This is a genomic window from Bacillus sp. FSL K6-1106 (assembly GCF_038005245.1).
GTDB lineage: Bacteria > Bacillota > Bacilli > Bacillales > Bacillaceae > Bacillus > Bacillus altitudinis.
The window spans coordinates 1,164,831-1,183,164 of record NZ_JBBOSV010000001.1 but is presented as its reverse complement, the minus strand read 5'-3'; the positions used below and the strand labels follow the sequence as shown (position 1 = coordinate 1,183,164).

Annotated in this window: 17 protein-coding genes, 1 other RNA gene and 1 other annotated feature; of the genes, 15 read left to right on the top strand and 3 right to left on the bottom strand. The window is 42.8% G+C overall.

Features of this window, described 5'->3' with window-relative positions:
- Nucleotides 1-93: 93 nt before the first annotated feature.
- Together MHI20_RS06210 and dtd are read left to right on the top strand one after the other, a co-directional pair.
- Nucleotides 94-2,304: a RelA/SpoT family protein gene (locus tag MHI20_RS06210; protein WP_008342726.1), complete on the top strand. Its 2,211-nt coding sequence runs from the start codon at nt 94-96 to the stop codon at nt 2,302-2,304.
- Nucleotides 2,305-2,322: 18 nt separating this feature from the next.
- Entirely contained in the window at nt 2,323-2,766 is a 444-nt protein-coding gene (dtd, locus tag MHI20_RS06205; protein WP_008342725.1) for a D-aminoacyl-tRNA deacylase, read from the top strand.
- Between the two features lie 97 nt (nt 2,767-2,863).
- On the opposite strand, the gene MHI20_RS06200 is transcribed toward dtd, so the two are convergent.
- Entirely contained in the window at nt 2,864-4,444 is a 1,581-nt protein-coding gene (locus MHI20_RS06200) for an SH3 domain-containing protein (RefSeq protein ID WP_144684074.1), read from the bottom strand.
- A gap of 137 nt (nt 4,445-4,581) precedes the next feature.
- Between MHI20_RS06200 and MHI20_RS06195 the strand changes: the two genes are divergently transcribed.
- From MHI20_RS06195 to MHI20_RS06175, 5 genes are all read left to right on the top strand, one after another.
- Nucleotides 4,582-4,752 (top strand): YrzK family protein, encoded by a 171-nt coding sequence (locus tag MHI20_RS06195; protein ID WP_003216250.1) that lies wholly within the window; start codon nt 4,582-4,584, stop codon nt 4,750-4,752.
- Between the two features lie 58 nt (nt 4,753-4,810).
- Nucleotides 4,811-5,050, top strand: a binding site (T-box leader).
- 73 nt (nt 5,051-5,123) lie between these two features.
- The gene (gene hisS / locus MHI20_RS06190) at nt 5,124-6,398 is read left to right on the top strand and encodes a histidine--tRNA ligase (RefSeq protein ID WP_340937207.1); all 1,275 of its coding nucleotides are present in this window, start codon (nt 5,124-5,126) and stop codon (nt 6,396-6,398) included.
- Between the two features lie 18 nt (nt 6,399-6,416).
- On the top strand, nt 6,417-8,195 hold the full coding sequence (aspS, locus tag MHI20_RS06185; RefSeq protein ID WP_340937206.1) for an aspartate--tRNA ligase: 1,779 nt from the start codon (nt 6,417-6,419) through the stop codon (nt 8,193-8,195).
- 77 nt (nt 8,196-8,272) lie between these two features.
- Nucleotides 8,273-8,453, top strand: a non-coding RNA gene (ssrS, locus tag MHI20_RS06180) — 6S RNA.
- Between the two features lie 92 nt (nt 8,454-8,545).
- Nucleotides 8,546-9,310 carry a tRNA threonylcarbamoyladenosine dehydratase gene (locus MHI20_RS06175; protein ID WP_008342718.1) on the top strand — a complete coding sequence of 255 codons (765 nt, stop codon included), beginning with the start codon at nt 8,546-8,548 and terminating at the stop codon, nt 9,308-9,310.
- Nucleotides 9,311-9,342: 32 nt separating this feature from the next.
- Here MHI20_RS06175 and MHI20_RS06170 read toward each other — a convergent pair whose 3' ends face one another.
- Nucleotides 9,343-10,608, bottom strand: a complete 1,266-nt coding sequence (locus tag MHI20_RS06170) for a replication-associated recombination protein A (protein WP_008342715.1) — start codon at nt 10,606-10,608, stop codon at nt 9,343-9,345.
- Between the two features lie 207 nt (nt 10,609-10,815).
- On the opposite strand from MHI20_RS06170, the gene cymR reads away from it, so the two are divergent.
- From cymR to MHI20_RS06130, 8 genes are all read left to right on the top strand, one after another.
- Nucleotides 10,816-11,235 carry a cysteine metabolism transcriptional regulator CymR gene (gene cymR, locus MHI20_RS06165; protein ID WP_008342713.1) on the top strand — a complete coding sequence of 140 codons (420 nt, stop codon included), beginning with the start codon at nt 10,816-10,818 and terminating at the stop codon, nt 11,233-11,235.
- A gap of 18 nt (nt 11,236-11,253) precedes the next feature.
- Nucleotides 11,254-12,396: a cysteine desulfurase family protein gene (locus MHI20_RS06160; RefSeq protein ID WP_340937201.1), complete on the top strand. Its 1,143-nt coding sequence runs from the start codon at nt 11,254-11,256 to the stop codon at nt 12,394-12,396.
- Between the two features lie 94 nt (nt 12,397-12,490).
- Nucleotides 12,491-13,609 carry a tRNA 2-thiouridine(34) synthase MnmA gene (gene mnmA, locus MHI20_RS06155; protein WP_008342709.1) on the top strand — a complete coding sequence of 373 codons (1,119 nt, stop codon included), beginning with the start codon at nt 12,491-12,493 and terminating at the stop codon, nt 13,607-13,609.
- 61 nt (nt 13,610-13,670) lie between these two features.
- Nucleotides 13,671-14,324, top strand: coding sequence for a tetratricopeptide repeat protein (locus MHI20_RS06150; RefSeq protein ID WP_008342707.1), 654 nt, complete (start codon nt 13,671-13,673; stop codon nt 14,322-14,324).
- 19 nt (nt 14,325-14,343) lie between these two features.
- Nucleotides 14,344-16,728 carry an SF1B family DNA helicase RecD2 gene (gene recD2 / locus MHI20_RS06145; protein ID WP_144667329.1) on the top strand — a complete coding sequence of 795 codons (2,385 nt, stop codon included), beginning with the start codon at nt 14,344-14,346 and terminating at the stop codon, nt 16,726-16,728.
- Between the two features lie 90 nt (nt 16,729-16,818).
- Nucleotides 16,819-17,277: a PRC-barrel domain-containing protein gene (locus MHI20_RS06140; protein WP_340937198.1), complete on the top strand. Its 459-nt coding sequence runs from the start codon at nt 16,819-16,821 to the stop codon at nt 17,275-17,277.
- A gap of 13 nt (nt 17,278-17,290) precedes the next feature.
- Nucleotides 17,291-17,482 (top strand): hypothetical protein, encoded by a 192-nt coding sequence (locus tag MHI20_RS06135; protein WP_003216308.1) that lies wholly within the window; start codon nt 17,291-17,293, stop codon nt 17,480-17,482.
- A 20-nt stretch (nt 17,483-17,502) separates the two neighbouring features.
- Nucleotides 17,503-17,634 carry a YrzQ family protein gene (locus tag MHI20_RS06130; RefSeq protein ID WP_008342695.1) on the top strand — a complete coding sequence of 44 codons (132 nt, stop codon included), beginning with the start codon at nt 17,503-17,505 and terminating at the stop codon, nt 17,632-17,634.
- A 38-nt stretch (nt 17,635-17,672) separates the two neighbouring features.
- Here the strand turns inward: MHI20_RS06130 and MHI20_RS06125 are convergent, their stop codons facing one another.
- Entirely contained in the window at nt 17,673-18,323 is a 651-nt protein-coding gene (locus tag MHI20_RS06125; RefSeq protein WP_008342693.1) for an amino acid ABC transporter permease, read from the bottom strand.
- Between the last annotated feature and the right edge of the window lie 11 nt (nt 18,324-18,334).

Below are 18,334 nucleotides of genomic sequence, written 5' to 3'. Positions count from 1 at the left end.
CAAAAATCTTTTAGCGGACTTCTTCTCTTTACATCTATCGAATTTTTCTTGATAATAAACTACAATACAGTTTTCATTTAAAAAGGTGATTCCATGGCGAACGAACAAGTTTTAACGGCGCAGCAGGTCATTGATAAGGCAAGAGAATACCTGTCCGCTGAACATATTCAATTTATAGAGCGTGCATACGAATATGCTGAAAATGCTCACAAGGAGCAATACCGGAAATCCGGTGAGCCCTATATTATCCATCCTATTCAAGTGGCGGGAATTCTTGTTGATCTTGAAATGGACCCTTCGACCATTGCTGGCGGCTTCTTGCATGATGTTGTCGAAGACACGGATGTGACATTAGAAGATTTAAAAGAGCATTTTAACGAAGAAGTAGCAATGCTTGTTGATGGTGTGACAAAGCTCGGAAAGATTAAATATAAATCACAAGAAGAACAACAGGCTGAAAACCATCGTAAAATGTTTGTTGCAATGGCGCAGGATATTCGCGTCATCTTAATTAAGCTGGCAGACCGTCTTCACAATATGAGAACACTCAAACATCTTCCGCAGGAAAAGCAGCGAAGAATTTCAAATGAAACCCTTGAGATCTTTGCACCGCTTGCGCACAGATTAGGGATTTCAAAGATTAAGTGGGAGCTTGAAGATACAGCCCTCCGCTATTTAAATCCGCAGCAATACTACCGGATTGTGAATCTCATGAAGCGTAAACGAGCGGAACGTGAGGAATACTTGGACGAGGTTGTCAATGAAGTAAAAGACCGCGTGTCTGAGGTGAACATTAAGGCTGAATTCTCCGGCAGACCGAAACATATTTATAGTATTTATCGAAAAATGGTCATGCAAAATAAGCAATTTAATGAAATATATGATTTGCTGGCTGTACGTATTTTGGTTGACAGCATTAAAGACTGCTATGCGGTACTTGGTATTATTCATACATGCTGGAAGCCGATGCCAGGCAGATTTAAGGATTATATTGCGATGCCAAAGCCGAATATGTATCAGTCTCTTCATACAACGGTGATTGGTCCAAAAGGGGACCCGCTTGAAGTTCAGATTCGTACAGTGGAGATGCACGAAATTGCTGAATACGGAATTGCCGCACACTGGGCGTATAAAGAAGGCAAAGAGTCAGCAGAATCGACGGAAGAAGCCGTTTTCCAGAAGAAGCTGTCTTGGTTTAGAGAAATCCTTGAATTCCAAAATGAATCCACAGATGCGGAAGAATTTATGGAATCGTTAAAAATCGATCTCTTCTCTGATATGGTGTTTGTATTTACACCAAAAGGTGACGTCATTGAGCTGCCGTCTGGTTCCGTACCAATTGATTTCTCATACCGGATTCATTCGGAAATTGGGAATAAAACAATCGGAGCCAAAGTCAACGGTAAAATGGTCACACTTGATCATAAGCTAAAAACAGGTGACATTATTGAAATTCTGACTTCTAAGCATAGCTATGGACCAAGCCAGGATTGGGTCAAACTTGCCCAAACCTCCCAAGCGAAGCACAAGATCAGACAGTTTTTCAAGAAACAGCGCCGTGAAGAAAATGTCGAAAAAGGCCGAGAACTTGTGGAGAAAGAAATCAAAAACCTTGAGTTCGATGTTAAAGACATCTTGACCGCTGAAAATCTGCAAAAAGTGGCCGATAAGTTTAATTTCTCAAATGAAGAGGACATGTATGCAGCTGTCGGTTATAACGGAATTACGGCACTCCAAGTGGCGAATCGTTTAACGGAAAAAGAAAGAAAACAAAGAGATCAGGAAGAACAAGAGAAAACCGTTCAAGAAGTGTCTGTAGAGTCAAAACCATATCACGGGAAAAAACGAGAAGCTGGCGTGCGAGTGAAAGGCATTGATAACTTGCTTGTCCGTTTATCTAAGTGTTGTAATCCTGTTCCTGGTGATAGCATTGTTGGCTTTATTACAAAAGGCCGTGGCGTATCTGTTCACCGTGATGACTGTCCGAACGTGAAGACAGGAGAAGCGCAGGAACGGTTAATCCCGGTTGAGTGGGAGCATGAACAGCCTGCTCGAAACCGTAAAGAATACAATGTGGAAATTGAAATATTAGGATATGACAGACGCGGCTTACTTAATGAGGTGCTTCAAGCAGTCAACGAAACCAAAACGAACATCTCGTCGGTTTCTGGTAAGTCTGATCGTAACAAAGTGGCGACGATCCATATGGCGATCTTTATCCAAAATATTAACCATTTGCACAAAGTGGTAGAACGCATCAAACAAATCAAAGACATTTACTCAGTTCGCCGATTTATGAATTAGAAAGGAAGTATATCGTCTATGAGGCTTGTTGTTCAGCGTGTGACGAGTGCATCTGTGAAAGTAGAAGAAGAGATCACAGGTGCCATCAATGAAGGCTATATGGTGCTCGTTGGGGTTACACATGAAGACACAGAAGAAGATGTGCATTACTTAGCTGAAAAGCTCGCACACTTGCGTATTTTTGAAGATGAAAACGGGAAAATGAATCATTCTTTGTTAGATGTAAAAGGAAGCGTGCTGTCTGTATCTCAATTTACTCTTTATGGTGATACGAGAAAAGGCAGACGGCCGAACTTTATGAAAGCTGCCAAACCAGATGTGGCGAATTCACTTTACGAATGCTTCAATGAAACGCTTAGAGAAAAAGGCATCCATGTTGAAACTGGACGTTTTGGGGCGATGATGGACGTCTCATTGACCAATTCTGGGCCTGTCACCATGTTGATGGACAGCAAAGAATAGAAAGACATTAGACTGTAGATAAACTCTTGCTGAGAGTTTGTTTAGAGTCTTTTTCTTTTGCGATCAAACAAAAAAGAGGCGCAGCGGCCTCTTTTTTCTATCGGAAATATTGTTTTAATCCTTCTGTCATTCCTTCTGTCACTCGTTCTTGGTAAGAGGCGCTATAAATGATCGCTTCTTCTTGAGGATTGCTTAAATAGCCGAGTTCATATAAAAGGGAAGGGCGCTTGTTTTCTCTTAAAACAAAATAATCTCCAAATTTGACTCCTTTATCAGGGATCTGTGATCGTTTTGCGACTTCCGTATGAACGCTTGTCGCCAGACGTTGATCTTTGGATGCCTGATAATAATATGCGGTGCTCCCTCTGATACTTGGGTCCATAAAGCTATCATAATGAAGACTAATAAATGCATCTGCATTTCGGTAATGTGAAGTGGCAACCCTCGATTGAAGGCTGATGAATGTATCATCACTTCTTGTTAAATAGACATTTGCTCCAGAAGCTCTTAACTTACCCGCCAGCAAATGAGCGGTTTTGATCGTGATATTCTTTTCAAATGCACCGTCTGCGCCGATCGTGCCGCTGTCTTTTCCGCCATGCCCAGGATCAAGAACAATTGTTTTGCCTTTTAAAGATCCAGTGCCAGACGATGAATCCTGCTGAGGTCTTGGTGCTTCGCTGCTATTTTTCTTTGTTTGAACGACCCAGCTCGCCACGTAGCCTGTTCCGCCGTTTGATAATGTCACCTCGTACCAGTCACCTTGCGTACGAACAATTTGATAAGCAGCTCCTTTTGTTGCTCTTTCTGCAATTCCAGCAGAGGTAGAAGCGCTTTTTCTAATATTCGTTCCATCATAAACGATGTACGCTTTCTGATGAGATGACGAAGAGGATGAATTCTTTTCAGGTGCTGCACTTGCTCCCTGGTTTGAGACAATATAATAACTTGCAACCCAGCCTTTAACGCCTTTTGCTTCGATTTCATACCAGCCATTTTGCTCCCGTAAAATGGTGACTTGAGTGTTGCGGGAAAGTGAAGCGGCCACTTGTGCGTTTGGTGCCGCCGATTTTCGAACATTCAAGCTTGATACGCCAACTGTGCCGGACTGTTTAGAACGAGCGGGCTCAGCTGAACTGGATGAAGAAGCGTTTTGTCCGCCAGAAATATAATCAGAGTGGACCCAGCCTTCCGCTTGTTTGTACGATATTTTTGTCCATTCGCCGCTTGTGTCCAGCTTTTTAGCGGAAGCGCCCTGCGGGAAAGTGCCAATGACTTGATAGGAAGTCCCTGGGCCTGTCCGAATGCGAAGGTCAGAGGCTGTTGACGTAATTGAACTGCTTCCTTGCGTACTTTGACCTTGCGTCTTTTGCTTAGCAGGCTTTTGTGCATCAGATGACTTGGTAATCAGCCATGAGACGACCCAGCCTTTTTGTCCGTTCGATAGCCCGATCTGTACCCATTCTCCTTGTTCAGTGAGAATCGGGTAGCTTTCTCCTCGTTTCACAACTGCTGCGATCCCGTAGCTTAAACCTGGTCCGGTTCGCACATTGATTTCATCTGTTGCAACGACAGCTTGATCTGTTTGAGCCGTCGCATGTGTCATTGGCCAAGTGCTGGCAATGAGGACAAAACAGGTGAGCAGCAACATCATGTGATGGTGTGTTTTCAGATTCAAAACGGTGTTTTCCCCTCCCTTGTAAAACCGATGAATGTTAATTCGTTATGTAATGGATGAATTCCTTGCAGTTTCCCTAATAAAATTGAATCAATCTGTTTATACTAGATAAAAATGTGATAAAAGGATGTACAAACATGAGATTAAGCAGAAAATTAGGACGAGTGCAATATAATGGACATCGTGATATCGACCGCTGGCAGCACGACGAAATGGATCAACCAGGCTTCCTTGAAGAAACGGCATCTGAATACGGATGCACGTCAAAAGAAGAGCTGGAAAAGAAAAAGAGACACGGCAAGGGTTGACAGAGTGGCAGCACCGACCTTATTATAATATAAATCAACACACTTGAAAATTTAAAATGTGGAACTGATGATAGAGAATAGTAGGGTAAATTGCGTGAGCAGAGAGGAATCGCCTTAGGCTGAAAGCGAATCCGCATGGCATTTATCACGAAAGAACACTCTGTAGGTTTCCTGCTGAACACTCAAAAAATGAGTCATTAGGCGGAGAACGTGAATCTGCGTTAAGGATTTGAGCGGGAACATGGCTAGATAATGTTCCAACTAGGGTGGCACCACGGGTATAACTCTCGTCCCTACTATACACATAGTAGAGGCGGGGGTTTTTTATATGTCCACATAAAAAATGAATGATGGTCGTAGGAGGACGAAAAATGAGTTTTAATATTCCAAGAGGCACACAGGATATTTTACCGGGAGAATCAGAACGCTGGCAGTATGTTGAACAAATTGCGAGAGATACATGTGCAGCCTTTCAATACAAAGAAATCCGCACACCGATTTTTGAGCATACGGAACTGTTTGCACGAGGAGTAGGCGAGTCAACAGATATCGTTCAAAAAGAGATGTACACATTTGAAGACAAAAAAGGACGTAGCATCACACTTCGCCCAGAAGGAACAGCTTCAACTGTCCGTTCTTATGTTGAAAATAAACTGTTTGCACAGCCTGCACAGCCTACAAAGCTGTACTACATTGGACCAATGTTCCGCTATGAGCGTCCGCAAACGGGAAGATATCGTCAATTTTATCAATTCGGAATTGAAGCGATCGGTTCAAAAGATCCTGCCATTGATGCAGAGGTCATTTCATTAGCGATGAGTGTGTATGAGAAAGCAGGTCTTTCCAACTTAAAACTCGTCATTAACAGCCTTGGTGACAAAGAAAGCCGTGCAGATTACCGTCAAGCACTTGTCGAGCATTTTGAACCAAGAATTGATGAATTCTGTCACGACTGCCAAATTCGTTTACATCAAAATCCATTACGTATTCTTGATTGTAAAAAGGACCGCGATCACGAACTGATGGCAACGGCACCATCCATTCAAGATTACTTAAATGAAGAATCACGGACTTATTTTGAAAAAGTAAAACAATACTTAACCGATCTAGGCATTGAATATGTCGTCGATCCGAACTTAGTGCGCGGTCTTGATTATTACAATCACACTGCCTTTGAGATTATGAGTAATGCAGAAGGCTTTGGCGCGATCACAACATTAGCCGGTGGCGGCCGTTATGATGGACTTGTTGAAGGAATTGGCGGTCCTGAATCACCAGGTATCGGCTTTGCGATGAGTATTGAACGTTTCCTATCAGCGATTAATGCAGAGAAGATTGAGCTTCCTGTTCAAGACGGCATTGATTTATATATTGCGGCATTAGGAGATCAAGCAAAAGATTATGCTGTTGGCTTATTGAATCGCCTAAGAAAAGAATGCATTTCAAGTGAAATGGACTATACAGGGAAAAAGCTAAAAGCACAATTTAAAGCGGCAGACCGCTTGAAAGCCAAGTTTATTGCAGTTCTTGGTGAAGATGAGCTGGCGCAGCAAATTGTAAACGTAAAAGATACGACAACGGGTGAGCAAATTGAAGTGAAGCTTGATGAGCTGATTCAAATGATGAAAGCCCACCAGAAAGCGTAAAGAAGGAGTGGAATGTTTGTGTTTGGTAGAACTTTTTATTGTGGAGAAGTAACAGAAGACCAAATCGGTCAAACCGTTGTATTAAAAGGATGGGTACAAAAACGTCGTGACCTTGGCGGATTAATCTTTATTGACCTGCGTGATCGTACAGGCATTGTGCAAGTTGTCTTTCATCCAGACCAATCAAAAGAGGCTCTTAAGACAGCAGAATCGATTCGGAATGAATATGTCCTTGATATTAAAGGGACAGTGGTCGCAAGAGAAGAAGCCACGATCAACCCAAATTTAAAAACAGGTAAAATTGAAATTCAAGTCGACACAGTCACTGTTTTAAATGAAGCCAAGACGCCTCCATTTGTGATTTCTGATCAAGCAGATGAGGTATCAGAAGATGTGCGCTTAAAATATCGCTACCTAGATCTTCGCCGTCCTGCGATGTTTGAAACGATGAAAATGCGACATGAAGTGACAAGAGCCTTCCGCCATTTCCTAGATGATAACGGCTTCCTAGACATTGAAACACCAATTTTAACAAAAAGTACGCCAGAAGGTGCGCGTGACTATCTTGTGCCAAGCCGTGTACACGAAGGAGAATTCTATGCGCTGCCGCAGTCTCCGCAATTATTTAAGCAATTGCTCATGGTGTCTGGGATGGACCGCTACTATCAAATCGCTCGTTGCTTTAGAGATGAAGACTTGCGTGCTGACCGTCAGCCGGAATTTACACAAGTCGATATTGAAATGTCCTTTATGAGCCAAGAAGACATCATGACGCTTGCTGAAGAGATGATGGCAAAGGTGATGAAAGATGTCAAAGGTGTTGACCTGACATTGCCATTACCTCGTATGACGTACGATGAAGCGATGAATTCCTATGGTTCTGACAAGCCAGATACCCGATTTGACATGAAGCTTGTCAACATTTCAGACACGGTAAAAGACTCAGATTTCAAAGTCTTCAGCGGTGCTGTAAACAATGGCGGAGCTGTCAAAGCGATTAATGTCAAAGGGGCTGCAGCAAACTACTCAAGAAAAGACATCGATGCACTTGGTGCATTTGCAGCGAACTATGGTGCAAAAGGTCTTGCTTGGCTAAAAGCTGAAGGGACAGAGTTAAAAGGACCAATCGCTAAATTCTTTGATGAGTCAAAACAAGCAGAATTAAAAGAACAGCTTCAAGTTGAAGAGGGAGACCTTTTACTTTTTGTCGCTGACAAAACGTCTGTTGTCCATGATGCGCTTGGCGCACTTCGTTTAAAACTTGGCAAAGAGCTTAAACTCATCGATGAGTCTGTCTTCAATTTCTTATGGGTAGTCGATTGGCCGCTGCTTGAAAAAGATGAAGAAGAAGGCCGCTTCTATGCTGCTCATCATCCTTTCACAATGCCAGTTCGTGATGATCTTGAATTAATTGAAACAAGTCCAGAAGATATGAAAGCTCAAGCGTATGATCTTGTGCTGAACGGCTATGAGCTTGGCGGAGGTTCTATTCGTATTTTTGAAAAGGACATTCAAGAGAAAATGTTTGGTTTACTTGGCTTTTCTAAAGAAGAAGCGTACGATCAGTTCGGCTTCCTTCTTGATGCATTTGAGCATGGTGTGCCTCCGCACGGCGGAATTGCGCTTGGGCTTGACCGCTTAGTGATGCTGCTTGCCGGCCGATCTAACCTAAGAGATACCATTGCGTTCCCGAAAACGGCAAGTGCAAGTTGTGTTCTCACAGATGCTCCTGGCACTGTAAGCGCAGCGCAGCTAGATGAACTGAGCTTGGCTATTAAAACAAAAGTAAAACAGTAAAATAGGCGCATGTTTATAGGCATGTAAACGCTTGAAAAAGGGACATGCCTATGATATGCTTTCATCAACCAATAAATAAAGTCCTGATACGTACGGTGGTTACCTAGTTTTGACCGAACATTTTTTTCTACGGGAGCTTGCCTTTCCTTTCTGCATAAATGCCTCTTCTGAGGACTTATAAAGTGAGGAAGAAAGCACCCACCTGCATGGTGCGGGGTTCAAAACGAAGGAAAAGCTGGCGGCGTGATCGGGACTTTTTTGTGTTTTTTTCTATTTGAGAAGGATGACGGAGAACGCTGAATATGATATGATTCTTTCGATTCATTTTAAATAAAGGTGGAGTGAGGCACTTGTTACATCAGTTTTCAAGAAACGAGCTTGCCATTGGCAAGGAAGGCTTAAATATATTAAAAAACAGTACAGTTGCAGTGCTTGGAGTAGGCGGCGTAGGTTCTTTTGCAGTAGAAGCCCTTGCTCGTTCAGGTGTTGGCCGTATTGTTCTTGTTGATAAAGATGATATTGATATTACAAATGTAAATAGGCAGCTGCCAGCTCTGCTATCAACGGTTGGTCAGCCTAAAGTTGACTTAATGCAGGCAAGAATTGCTGACATTAACCCAGAATGTGAAGTTGTTGCGCTCAAAATGTTTTATACAGAAGAAACATATGAACAATTCTTTGAGTATCCACTTGATTATGTCATTGATGCATCAGATACAATTCATTATAAAATTCATTTAATGAAAGAGTGCCTGAAACGCGATGTGAACATTATTTCGAGTATGGGTGCTGCAAATAAAACAGATCCGACACGCTTTAAAATTGATGACATCTCGAAAACACATACAGACCCAATTGCGAAAGTCGTCAGAACACGCCTGCGGAAGGAAGGCATTCGTAAGGGAATTGAAGTTATTTTCTCTGATGAAAGTCCGATTGTCATTCGTGAAGATGTGAGAAAAGAAGTTGGAAATGATGAAGCGAAAATTCGTAAGGCACAAATGCCGCCATCATCCAATGCATTTGTTCCATCTGTGGCTGGACTGATTATGGGTGGTCATGTCATTATGAAACTGTTAAAAGACATTCCGATTACACGTGTGAAAGATAAATAAACAGCCCGCCTGCTTAGAGCAGGGGGCTGTTTTTATTTTTGCCGTCTTAAATTTTCATACACTTGCTTTAGTGCACCTTCAAATTTTCCAGTTTGCTTTGGTTCATAATATTGCTTGTTTTTCAGCGGGTCAGGTAAATATTGCTGCTTCACCCAGCCATTTTCATAATCGTGCGGATATAAGTAATCGGCGCCCCTTCCAAGTGCTGCTGCTCCTTTATAGTGGGCGTCTTTTAAATGAACGGGAACTTCACCAATTTTCCCCGTGCGAATATCATGCAGTGCCGCATCAATCGCTTGGTAAGCGGAGTTTGACTTTGGAGAAAGACACAGTTCAATCACGGCATTAGCGAGTGGAATTCGTGCTTCTGGAAAACCAACTCTCTCAGCTGTTTGAACAGCGCTTAACACACGTGGCCCTGCCTGCGGACTGGCTAGGCCAATATCTTCATAAGCCATCACAAGTAATCGTCTCGAAATGCTTTCAAGATCTCCCGCTTCAATCAGTCTTGCAAGGTAATGAAGCGCAGCATCTGCGTCAGATCCTCTAATGGATTTTTGAAAAGCCGAGAGGACATCATAATGGGCATCACCGTTTTTATCATGCGAGAAGCTCTTTTTTTGTAAACATTCTTCTGCTGCAGCTAGAGTGATCGTGATCTGTCCAGATTCATCCGCTTTTGTCGATAAGACGGCTAGTTCAAGTGCATTTAAAGCGGAACGCACATCTCCTCCGCATCCATTTGCAAAATGATTCATTGCCTCCTCATCAACTTTGACCGAATAACCGCCAAGCCCGCGATGTTCATCCTGTAAAGCTCGAGATAATGCAGCTTTAATTTGCTCTGTTTCCAGCGGCTTCAGCTCAAATATTTGTGTCCGGCTGCGGATGGCTGGGTTAATCGCATGATACGGATTAGCTGTTGTCGCGCCAATTAAAATGATCATGCCATTTTCTAAATACGGCAGAAGGAAATCCTGCTTCCCTTTATCGAGTCTGTGGACTTCGTCTAAAATCAAGATGACCTGACCACTCATTTTCGCTTCAGCGGCGACAGCTTCCATATCTTTTTTGTTATGAATCACCGCATTCAATGTACGGAAGGCAATGCTTGTACTGCCAGCGATTGCAGTTGCAATGGATGTTTTGCCGATTCCCGGCGGTCCGTATAAAATCATCGAGGACAAATGTTTTGCCTCGACCATTCGTCTAATAATTTGACCTTCCCCAACGAGATGCTCCTGCCCAATAATGTCTCCAATATGACTTGGGCGCATCCGATACGCTAAAGGTTTCATGATTATCTCTCCTAAAGCAATGTCTTGTTTGTATAGAGTACCGAAATTTCTTCAAATAGAAAAGGGATGCGTCCTCGTTTTGAGCTCAGAACCCGCAAATGAAAGTTGGCTAAAAGTATGATATAATTGCTTTTGGTCTATATAAGCGTATATGAAATCAGAAAAATAATTGATGACATAGAAATAGAAAACGCAGAGGTGTTTAACTTGAAAATTTCTACTAAAGGCAGATATGGTCTGACGATCATGATCGAATTAGCCAAAAAGCATGGCGAAGGCCCTACATCATTAAAATCAATCGCTCAAAACAATGATTTGTCTGAGCATTATTTAGAGCAGCTTGTATCACCACTTCGCAATGCACGTCTTGTGAAAAGTATCCGCGGAGCGTATGGCGGCTATGTGCTTGCCCATGAGCCAAACGAGATTACAGCCGGTGATATTATTCGTGTATTAGAAGGACCTATTAGTCCTGTTGAAGTGATCGAAAACGAAGAACCAGCAAAGCGTGCACTTTGGATTCGTATTCGTGATGCAGTAAAAGACGTACTAGACAATACAACTCTTGAAGACTTGGCAAGCTATAAAGATGACGAGGATCAAGAGGCGTATATGTTCTATATTTAGATCAGAGGTGTACCGGAAATGGAACGTATCTATTTAGATCATGCAGCCACAACGCCGATGGATCAGCGAATTGTGGACAAGATGATGCCTTACTTTACAGAGATATTTGGCAATCCCTCTAGTATTCATTCATATGGGCGCGAGGCAAGAAAGTGGCTCGATGAAGCAAGGGAAGTCATTGCAGGAGAATTACACTGTAAGCAGCAGGAGATCATCCTCACAAGCGGGGGAACAGAGGCAGACAACTTGGCCATTACAGGTGTGGCAATGGCAAGGCAGCATGAAGGAAAACATATCATCACAACAAAAACTGAGCATCATGCAGTGCTGCATACATGCGAACGCTTAGAGAAGCTTGGTTTTGATGTGACGTATTTAGATGTGGATCACACTGGATTGATTCATCTTGATCAATTAAAACAAGCACTAAGAGACGATACAATTCTTGTGACCATCATGTATGGCAATAATGAAACGGGTGTGATTCAGCCAATTAAAGAAATTGGTCAACTTTTACACGAACACACTGCTTATTTTCATACAGACGCAGTACAGGCATTTGGGACAATATCAATTGATGTCACAGAACTTCATATCGACCTCTTATCTGCGTCCGGTCATAAACTAAATGGCCCGATGGGAACAGGCTTTTTATATGTGGATGAGCGTGTAAAACTTTCTCCACAGCTATTCGGAGGAGAACAAGAGAGAAAACGCCGTGCTGGTACTGAAAATGTGGCGGGAATCATTGGACTTGCAGAAGCAGTTCAATTAACAAAGCAAAATAGAAGAGAAAAAGCAGTGCATTATGGTAAGCTCAAAGAAGCGATGCTGCAAGTATTCGAAGAGGAATCACTCAATTTCTCTATCAATGGACATCCGAAAGAGACATTGCCGCACATTTTAAATGTCCACTTCCCGGGCGTTTCTATTGAATCGTTACTTGTGAACTTAGATATGGAAGGGATTGCTGTTTCAAGCGGGTCAGCATGTACGGCTGGATCTGTCCTTCCTTCGCACGTATTAAGCGCCATGTATGGTGAAGAAGCAAAAGAGCTGACATCCTCAGTCAGAATAAGCTTCGGTCTTGGTAATGAAGAGGAACATGTGAAGCAGGCGGCGCATAAGATAGCGGCTGTCGTGAAACGCCTAGCCAAATAAATGCTCCCTTTTGTTCGTGTGTGAAAAATGAAACAGCTAGGCACCTGAAGAACGAAACGCGCACGTTGTTTCATTGAAATTGGAGTTGATGAAGATGACAAAAAGACCTGAAGACACAAGAGTTGTGGTCGGTATGTCCGGAGGCGTCGATTCATCAGTTGCTGCTCTCATGCTAAAGGAGCAAGGCTATGATGTGATCGGCATATTTATGAAAAACTGGGATGACACAGATGAAAATGGTGTATGTACAGCAACGGAGGACTATGAGGATGTCATTCGTGTTTGTAACCAGATTGGAATCCCATATTATGCAGTGAATTTCGAGAAACAGTATTGGGACAAAGTGTTTCAATATTTTCTTGATGAATATAAAGCAGGCAGAACGCCGAACCCAGATGTCATGTGTAATAAAGAAATTAAGTTCAAAGCATTTCTTGAGCATGCATTGTCGCTTGGAGCGGATTATTTGGCAACAGGCCACTATGCCCGTGTCGACAGAACCGGCGATGAAGTGAAAATGCTAAGAGGTCTTGATACAAACAAAGACCAAACTTATTTCTTGAATCAGCTGACTCAAGAACAACTTGATAAAGTGTTGTTCCCAATCGGCGATTTAGAGAAAAAAAGAGTGCGTGAATTAGCAAAAGAAGCAGAGCTCGCAACAGCAACGAAAAAAGATTCTACGGGCATCTGCTTTATTGGGGAAAGAAACTTTAAAACGTTCCTTAGCCAATATTTGCCTGCACAGCCCGGTGTGATGCAGACAATGGACGGAGAAGTAAAAGGTGAACATGATGGACTCATGTATTACACGATCGGTCAACGCCAAGGACTTGGCATTGGCGGAAGCGGTGATCCGTGGTTTGTTGTTGGGAAGGACTTAGAGAAAAATATCTTATTTGTTGAACAAGGCTTCCACAATCCGCTTTTATACTCTGAAAGTATTTCAGCTGTTAACATCAGCTGGACGCGTCCTCATATTGTCGGCGAAAACGGTGAACTCACATGCACAGCGAAATTCCGATACCGTCAAGAAGACCATCATGTAAAAGTCAAAATGACAGGTGAGCAGGAAGCAATGGTGATCTTTGATGAACCCGTTCGTGCTGTCACTCCAGGACAAGCTGTTGTTTTTTATGATGGCGAAGAATGTCTTGGCGGCGGGACCATTGACGATGTCTTTAAAGATGGCCAAAAGCTGTCGTATGTGTAACATGTGTTAAAAACCTCAACGTCGCTGTTGAGGTTTTTTAATGAAAGGATGAAGAGAGCGAATGAATCATAACGAAATCGGTATTGAAGCTTTAAATCAAGGGAACATCGAACAGGCAGCTGAAGCTTTTACGAAAGCCATTGAAGAAAGCCCAAAGGACCCGGTTCCATATATCAACTTTGCGAATTTACTTTCAAGTGTTCATGAATTTGAACGTGCTTTGAACTTCTTTCAAAAAGCCATTGAACTTGATCATACAGCAGCTGCAGCCTATTACGGAGCAGGAAATGTTTACACGATGAAAGAAGACTTTATGAAAGCGAAAGACTATTTTGAGCAAGCGCTACAAGCTGGAATGGAAAACAGTGATTTGTTTTATATGTTAGGGCAGACACTGATGAAATTAGAGCAGCCAAAGCTTGCGATGCCTTATCTTCAGCGTGCAGTTGAGCTAAACGAAGAAGACAACGAAGCAAGATTTCAATTTGGCATGTGCTTAGCGAATGAACATCTGCTGGAGGAAGCGGTCGCAGTCTTTACTGAAGTGATTACGCGAGATCCGCAGCATGCAGACGCCTTTTATAATGCAGGCGTTGCGTATGCGTATTTAGAGAAAAAGGACGAAGCGCTTGAAATGCTAGGAAAAGCCATTGACGTGCAGCCTGATCATATGCTTGCATTGCATGCGCAAAAGCTGATTCAAGAGGCAGAATAACCGGAAGGAGGGAAGACCTGTGCAGGAACATCCAGATCAAATGAAGCTTGAAGATGAACCGTTTTTAAAAGGGACGGTTCAAGCCGTTATTTTCCATAACGAAAGTAATTTATACTCTGTGTTAAAAGTAAAAGTCATTGAAACATCAGAGAATTTAGAGGAAAAAACAGCATCTGTCACAGGCTACTTCCCAGCGCTTCATGAGGAGGAAACCTACACCTTCTATGGCAAGGTCACAAGTCATCCGAAGTTTGGCGAGCAGTTTCAAGCCACTCATTTTCAAAAGGAAGTCCCTACAACAAAGCAAGGCATCATTCATTATCTCTCTAGTGACTTGTTTGAAGGGATTGGAAAAAAGACGGCGGAAGAAATCGTCGGCAAGCTTGGCAATCAGACTCTTCATCAAATTATGCGTGATCCGTCTGTGTTGTATGACGTCCCTCGCCTGTCAAAAAAGAAGGCAGATAAGCTGGCTGCCGCACTTCAAGAGCATCAAGGGCTTGAGCAAATCATGATTAGCCTGAATCAATATGGTTTTGGTCCTCAGCTTAGCATGAAGATTTACCAAGTATACGAGAGTGAAACGTTGCAAAAAATTGAAGAAAACCCTTATCAGCTCGTCAAAGACGTCGAGGGGATTGGCTTTATTAAAGCAGACGAACTCGGCGCTAGAACAGGGATATCTGGAAATGATCCAGACCGCATTCGTGCAGCTCTTTTGTATACCGTTGAGACAGCAAGCCTGCAGGACGGTCATACGTACATACAAACGAAAGATCTGATCGTCGAAACCCGTAAACTGCTGAATCAAACCGGCAATGACTACAAAGTGACTGAAATGGACGTTGCCAATCAGATCATTGCACTTGGTGAAGGGAAAGACATGATTATTGAAGATGAGCGCTGTTATCATCCGTCGCTCTTTTATGCGGAGCAAAGTGTGGCAAAACGCATTCAAAAAATTGTCGCTCAAACGGAATATGCAGATCAATTTCCTGAATCAGAATTTCTGCTTGCACTCGGTGAACTGGAGGAACGGCTTGGTGTCCAGTATGCACCAACTCAAAAAGAAGCCATTCAAAAGGCACTCATGTCTCCAATGCTGCTTTTAACAGGCGGACCGGGTACAGGGAAAACGACGGTCATTAAAGGGATTGTCGAGCTTTACAGCGATCTTCACGGCGTATCTCTTGACCCGGGTGATTATAAAAAAGATGAAGCATTTCCGTTCGTGCTTGCCGCACCAACTGGACGTGCTGCGAAACGAATGACAGAATCCACTGGACTTCCTGCTGTGACCATTCACCGGCTGCTAGGCTGGAATGGATCAGAAGGCTTCTCACATGATGAAGACCAGCCGATTGAAGGGAAGCTTGTCATCATTGATGAATCGAGTATGCTGGATATTTGGCTGGCGAACCATTTGTTTAAGGCGATCCCAGATCATATTCAAGTCATTATGGTTGGAGACGAACATCAACTTCCATCTGTCGGACCTGGTCAAGTGTTAAGAGACCTGCTTGCGTCACAAGCTATACCGGCAGTTACACTAACTGATATTTACCGGCAGGCAGACGGTTCAACAATTGTTGAGCTTGCGCATGATATGAAAAATGGTGTATTGCCAAAGGATATTACTGCGCGCTCGAAGGATCGATCCTTTATTCAATGCTCTAGTGACCAAATGAAAGAAGTCATCGAGAAAGTGGTCAGCAATGCTGCGCAAAAGGGTTATTCAGCAAAGGACATTCAAGTGCTTGCCCCGATGTATAAAGGAAAAGCAGGCATTAATGAACTGAATAAAATGCTCCAGCAAATTTTGAATCCTAAAAAGCCAAAAGGAAGAGAGATTCCATTTGGTGATGTCGTCTACCGGACAGGTGATAAGGTACTTCAGCTTGTCAATCAGCCGGAGAATAACATTTTTAATGGAGATATTGGCGAAATTGTCTCGATCTTTTATGCGAAAGAAAACACGGAAAAAGAAGATATGGCGATCATCTCCTTTGATGGAAATGAAATCACGTTTACGAAAAAAGATTTTCATCAATTTACACACGCTTATTGTTGCTCGATTCATAAATCCCAGGGCAGTGAATTCCCAATCGTGGTGCTGCCAGTCGTGAGAAGTTATTATCGAATGCTTCGAAGAAATTTGCTTTACACGGCCATTACACGAAGTAAAAAGTTTTTAATTTTGTGCGGCGAGGAATCAGCATTAGAGTGGGGCGTGAAAAATAATGAAGACTCCCTCAGACAAACGTCTTTAACCATGCGTCTTACTGAAACGGAAGAAATCATGGACGCTGAGCTAGCAGCCCTCCAAAAAGAACTTCCTTTCAGCGTACACGATGCCAATATTGGCATGGAGGGAATCACCCCGTTTGATTTTATGCAAGAGTAAATGGCTTCCTTCATGGAAGCCATTTCTTCGTATGAGTCATAGAGGAAACGCACACGATAAGACTGTTCCGAAAAGGTGGTTGATCACATTTTGAGAACATGTCGAGAGCTTGAAGGACTGACGATCTATACAGACGAGCTGTCTCATTCACTTGGGGCGATCAAAGATATTTGCTTTTTAGCCGGCGGCAGCTGCGGGGGATATGTTTTAGATGGGAAAAAGAAAGACTGTGCTTTCATTCCATTCTCAGCTGGCGACAAATTGACAGACAAAGGTCTATATGTGAGCTGCCAGAAGGGCATCGAGATAGATACCTCCGCCCCACCCTTCTTCTTTTCGAAATTAAAAAAGAAAATGATCCATACGCCAGATGGTGAAACATTAGGTGTTTTGGAAGATGTATACTTTTGTACAAATTCGGGCACAATCGTAGCATATGAACTCTCGGACGGCTTCTTTACAGAGCTATCAGGGATTCGAAAGCAGCTGCATGCTGCCGGAACCTTGATGGATGTTCAAAAGGAAGCACTTGTTCTAAACCGAACGTAAAGAGGTGCTGAGTATGCTCATTTGCCCAAATTGCAAATGTAAAGACATCGGAAAAATTGGGGTCAATCAATATTATTGCTGGGGCTGTTTTATTGAATTGACACTGTCAAAAGGCAAAATATCTACTCACCAAGTGGAGGAAGACGGTACACTAAGTAGTTTAGACGACCTGTTTAGTGACGATGAACGTTCAATTCAACTATAAGTGTTAAGGGGGAATTTCGAATGGGCAAAATGACTTCTTCACTATTAACGCTTGGTGCAGGTGCACTCGCATATCACTTTGCAAGTCGATATGATATGCCATCTAAGCGGGATATGAAAAAGATGAGAAAACGAGTTATGCGAATGCTTTAAACAAAAAGGGACATCCACCATGAGCGGATGTCCTTTTTTTATGCCTGCCTGTACTCTAATCTCCGTGCAAGTATAGACAAGCTGAAGTTCACAACAAAATACATCATGGCCGCCAAGAGGAAAATAGGAAGTAAATAAGATTGGCTTTGACCATTTAAAATCTGCGCGTGATGCAATAACTCTGGAAGGGCAATCACAACGGCAAGCGATGTATCTTTTAAAAGAGAAATAAATTGACTGACAATCGGCGGTACCATTCGGCGTAACGCCTGTGGCATGATAATCATTTTTAATGTTTGAATATAGGTTAAACCAGAGGATCTAGCCGCTTCGATTTGTCCTTTATCAATTGATTTTAATCCGCTGCGAATGATTTCTGACAGCATGGCAGATTCAAACACGGTTAAAGCCGCAATGGCAGAGGCTGTAATACTCAGCTTAATGCCGATTTCAGGCAGAGCGAAATACGTAAAAAAGATGATCAGCAAAAGCGGCAGGTTCCGAACGGTTTCCACAATGACCGCAAGCACCTTTGATAAAATAGGGATTTGTGCGAACCTCAATGTGCCAACGACTAATCCGATGATAAAGCTTAAAATGATGGAGATAAAAGCCACTTTTAAGGTGACAGCAAATCCTTCAAGTAAAAAGGCGAGATGATCGGGCTGGTAGGCACCTATAAAATCCATTGTGTTTCCTC

Excerpts from the sequence above, each read along its gene's own strand:
- MHI20_RS06210 (WP_008342726.1), top strand. The coding sequence starts at position 94 with ATGGCGAACGAACAAGTTTTAACGGCGCAGCAGGTCATTGATAAGGCA.
- dtd (WP_008342725.1), top strand. The coding sequence starts at position 2,323 with ATGAGGCTTGTTGTTCAGCGTGTGACGAGTGCATCTGTGAAAGTAGAA.
- MHI20_RS06195 (WP_003216250.1), top strand. The coding sequence starts at position 4,582 with ATGAGATTAAGCAGAAAATTAGGACGAGTGCAATATAATGGACATCGT.
- hisS (WP_340937207.1), top strand. The coding sequence starts at position 5,124 with ATGAGTTTTAATATTCCAAGAGGCACACAGGATATTTTACCGGGAGAA.
- MHI20_RS06170 (WP_008342715.1), bottom strand. The coding sequence starts at position 10,608 with ATGAAACCTTTAGCGTATCGGATGCGCCCAAGTCATATTGGAGACATT.
- MHI20_RS06160 (WP_340937201.1), top strand. The coding sequence starts at position 11,254 with ATGGAACGTATCTATTTAGATCATGCAGCCACAACGCCGATGGATCAG.
- mnmA (WP_008342709.1), top strand. The coding sequence starts at position 12,491 with ATGACAAAAAGACCTGAAGACACAAGAGTTGTGGTCGGTATGTCCGGA.
- MHI20_RS06150 (WP_008342707.1), top strand. The coding sequence starts at position 13,671 with ATGAATCATAACGAAATCGGTATTGAAGCTTTAAATCAAGGGAACATC.
- MHI20_RS06135 (WP_003216308.1), top strand. The coding sequence starts at position 17,291 with ATGCTCATTTGCCCAAATTGCAAATGTAAAGACATCGGAAAAATTGGG.
- MHI20_RS06130 (WP_008342695.1), top strand. The coding sequence starts at position 17,503 with ATGGGCAAAATGACTTCTTCACTATTAACGCTTGGTGCAGGTGCACTC.
- MHI20_RS06125 (WP_008342693.1), bottom strand. The coding sequence starts at position 18,323 with ATGGATTTTATAGGTGCCTACCAGCCCGATCATCTCGCCTTTTTACTT.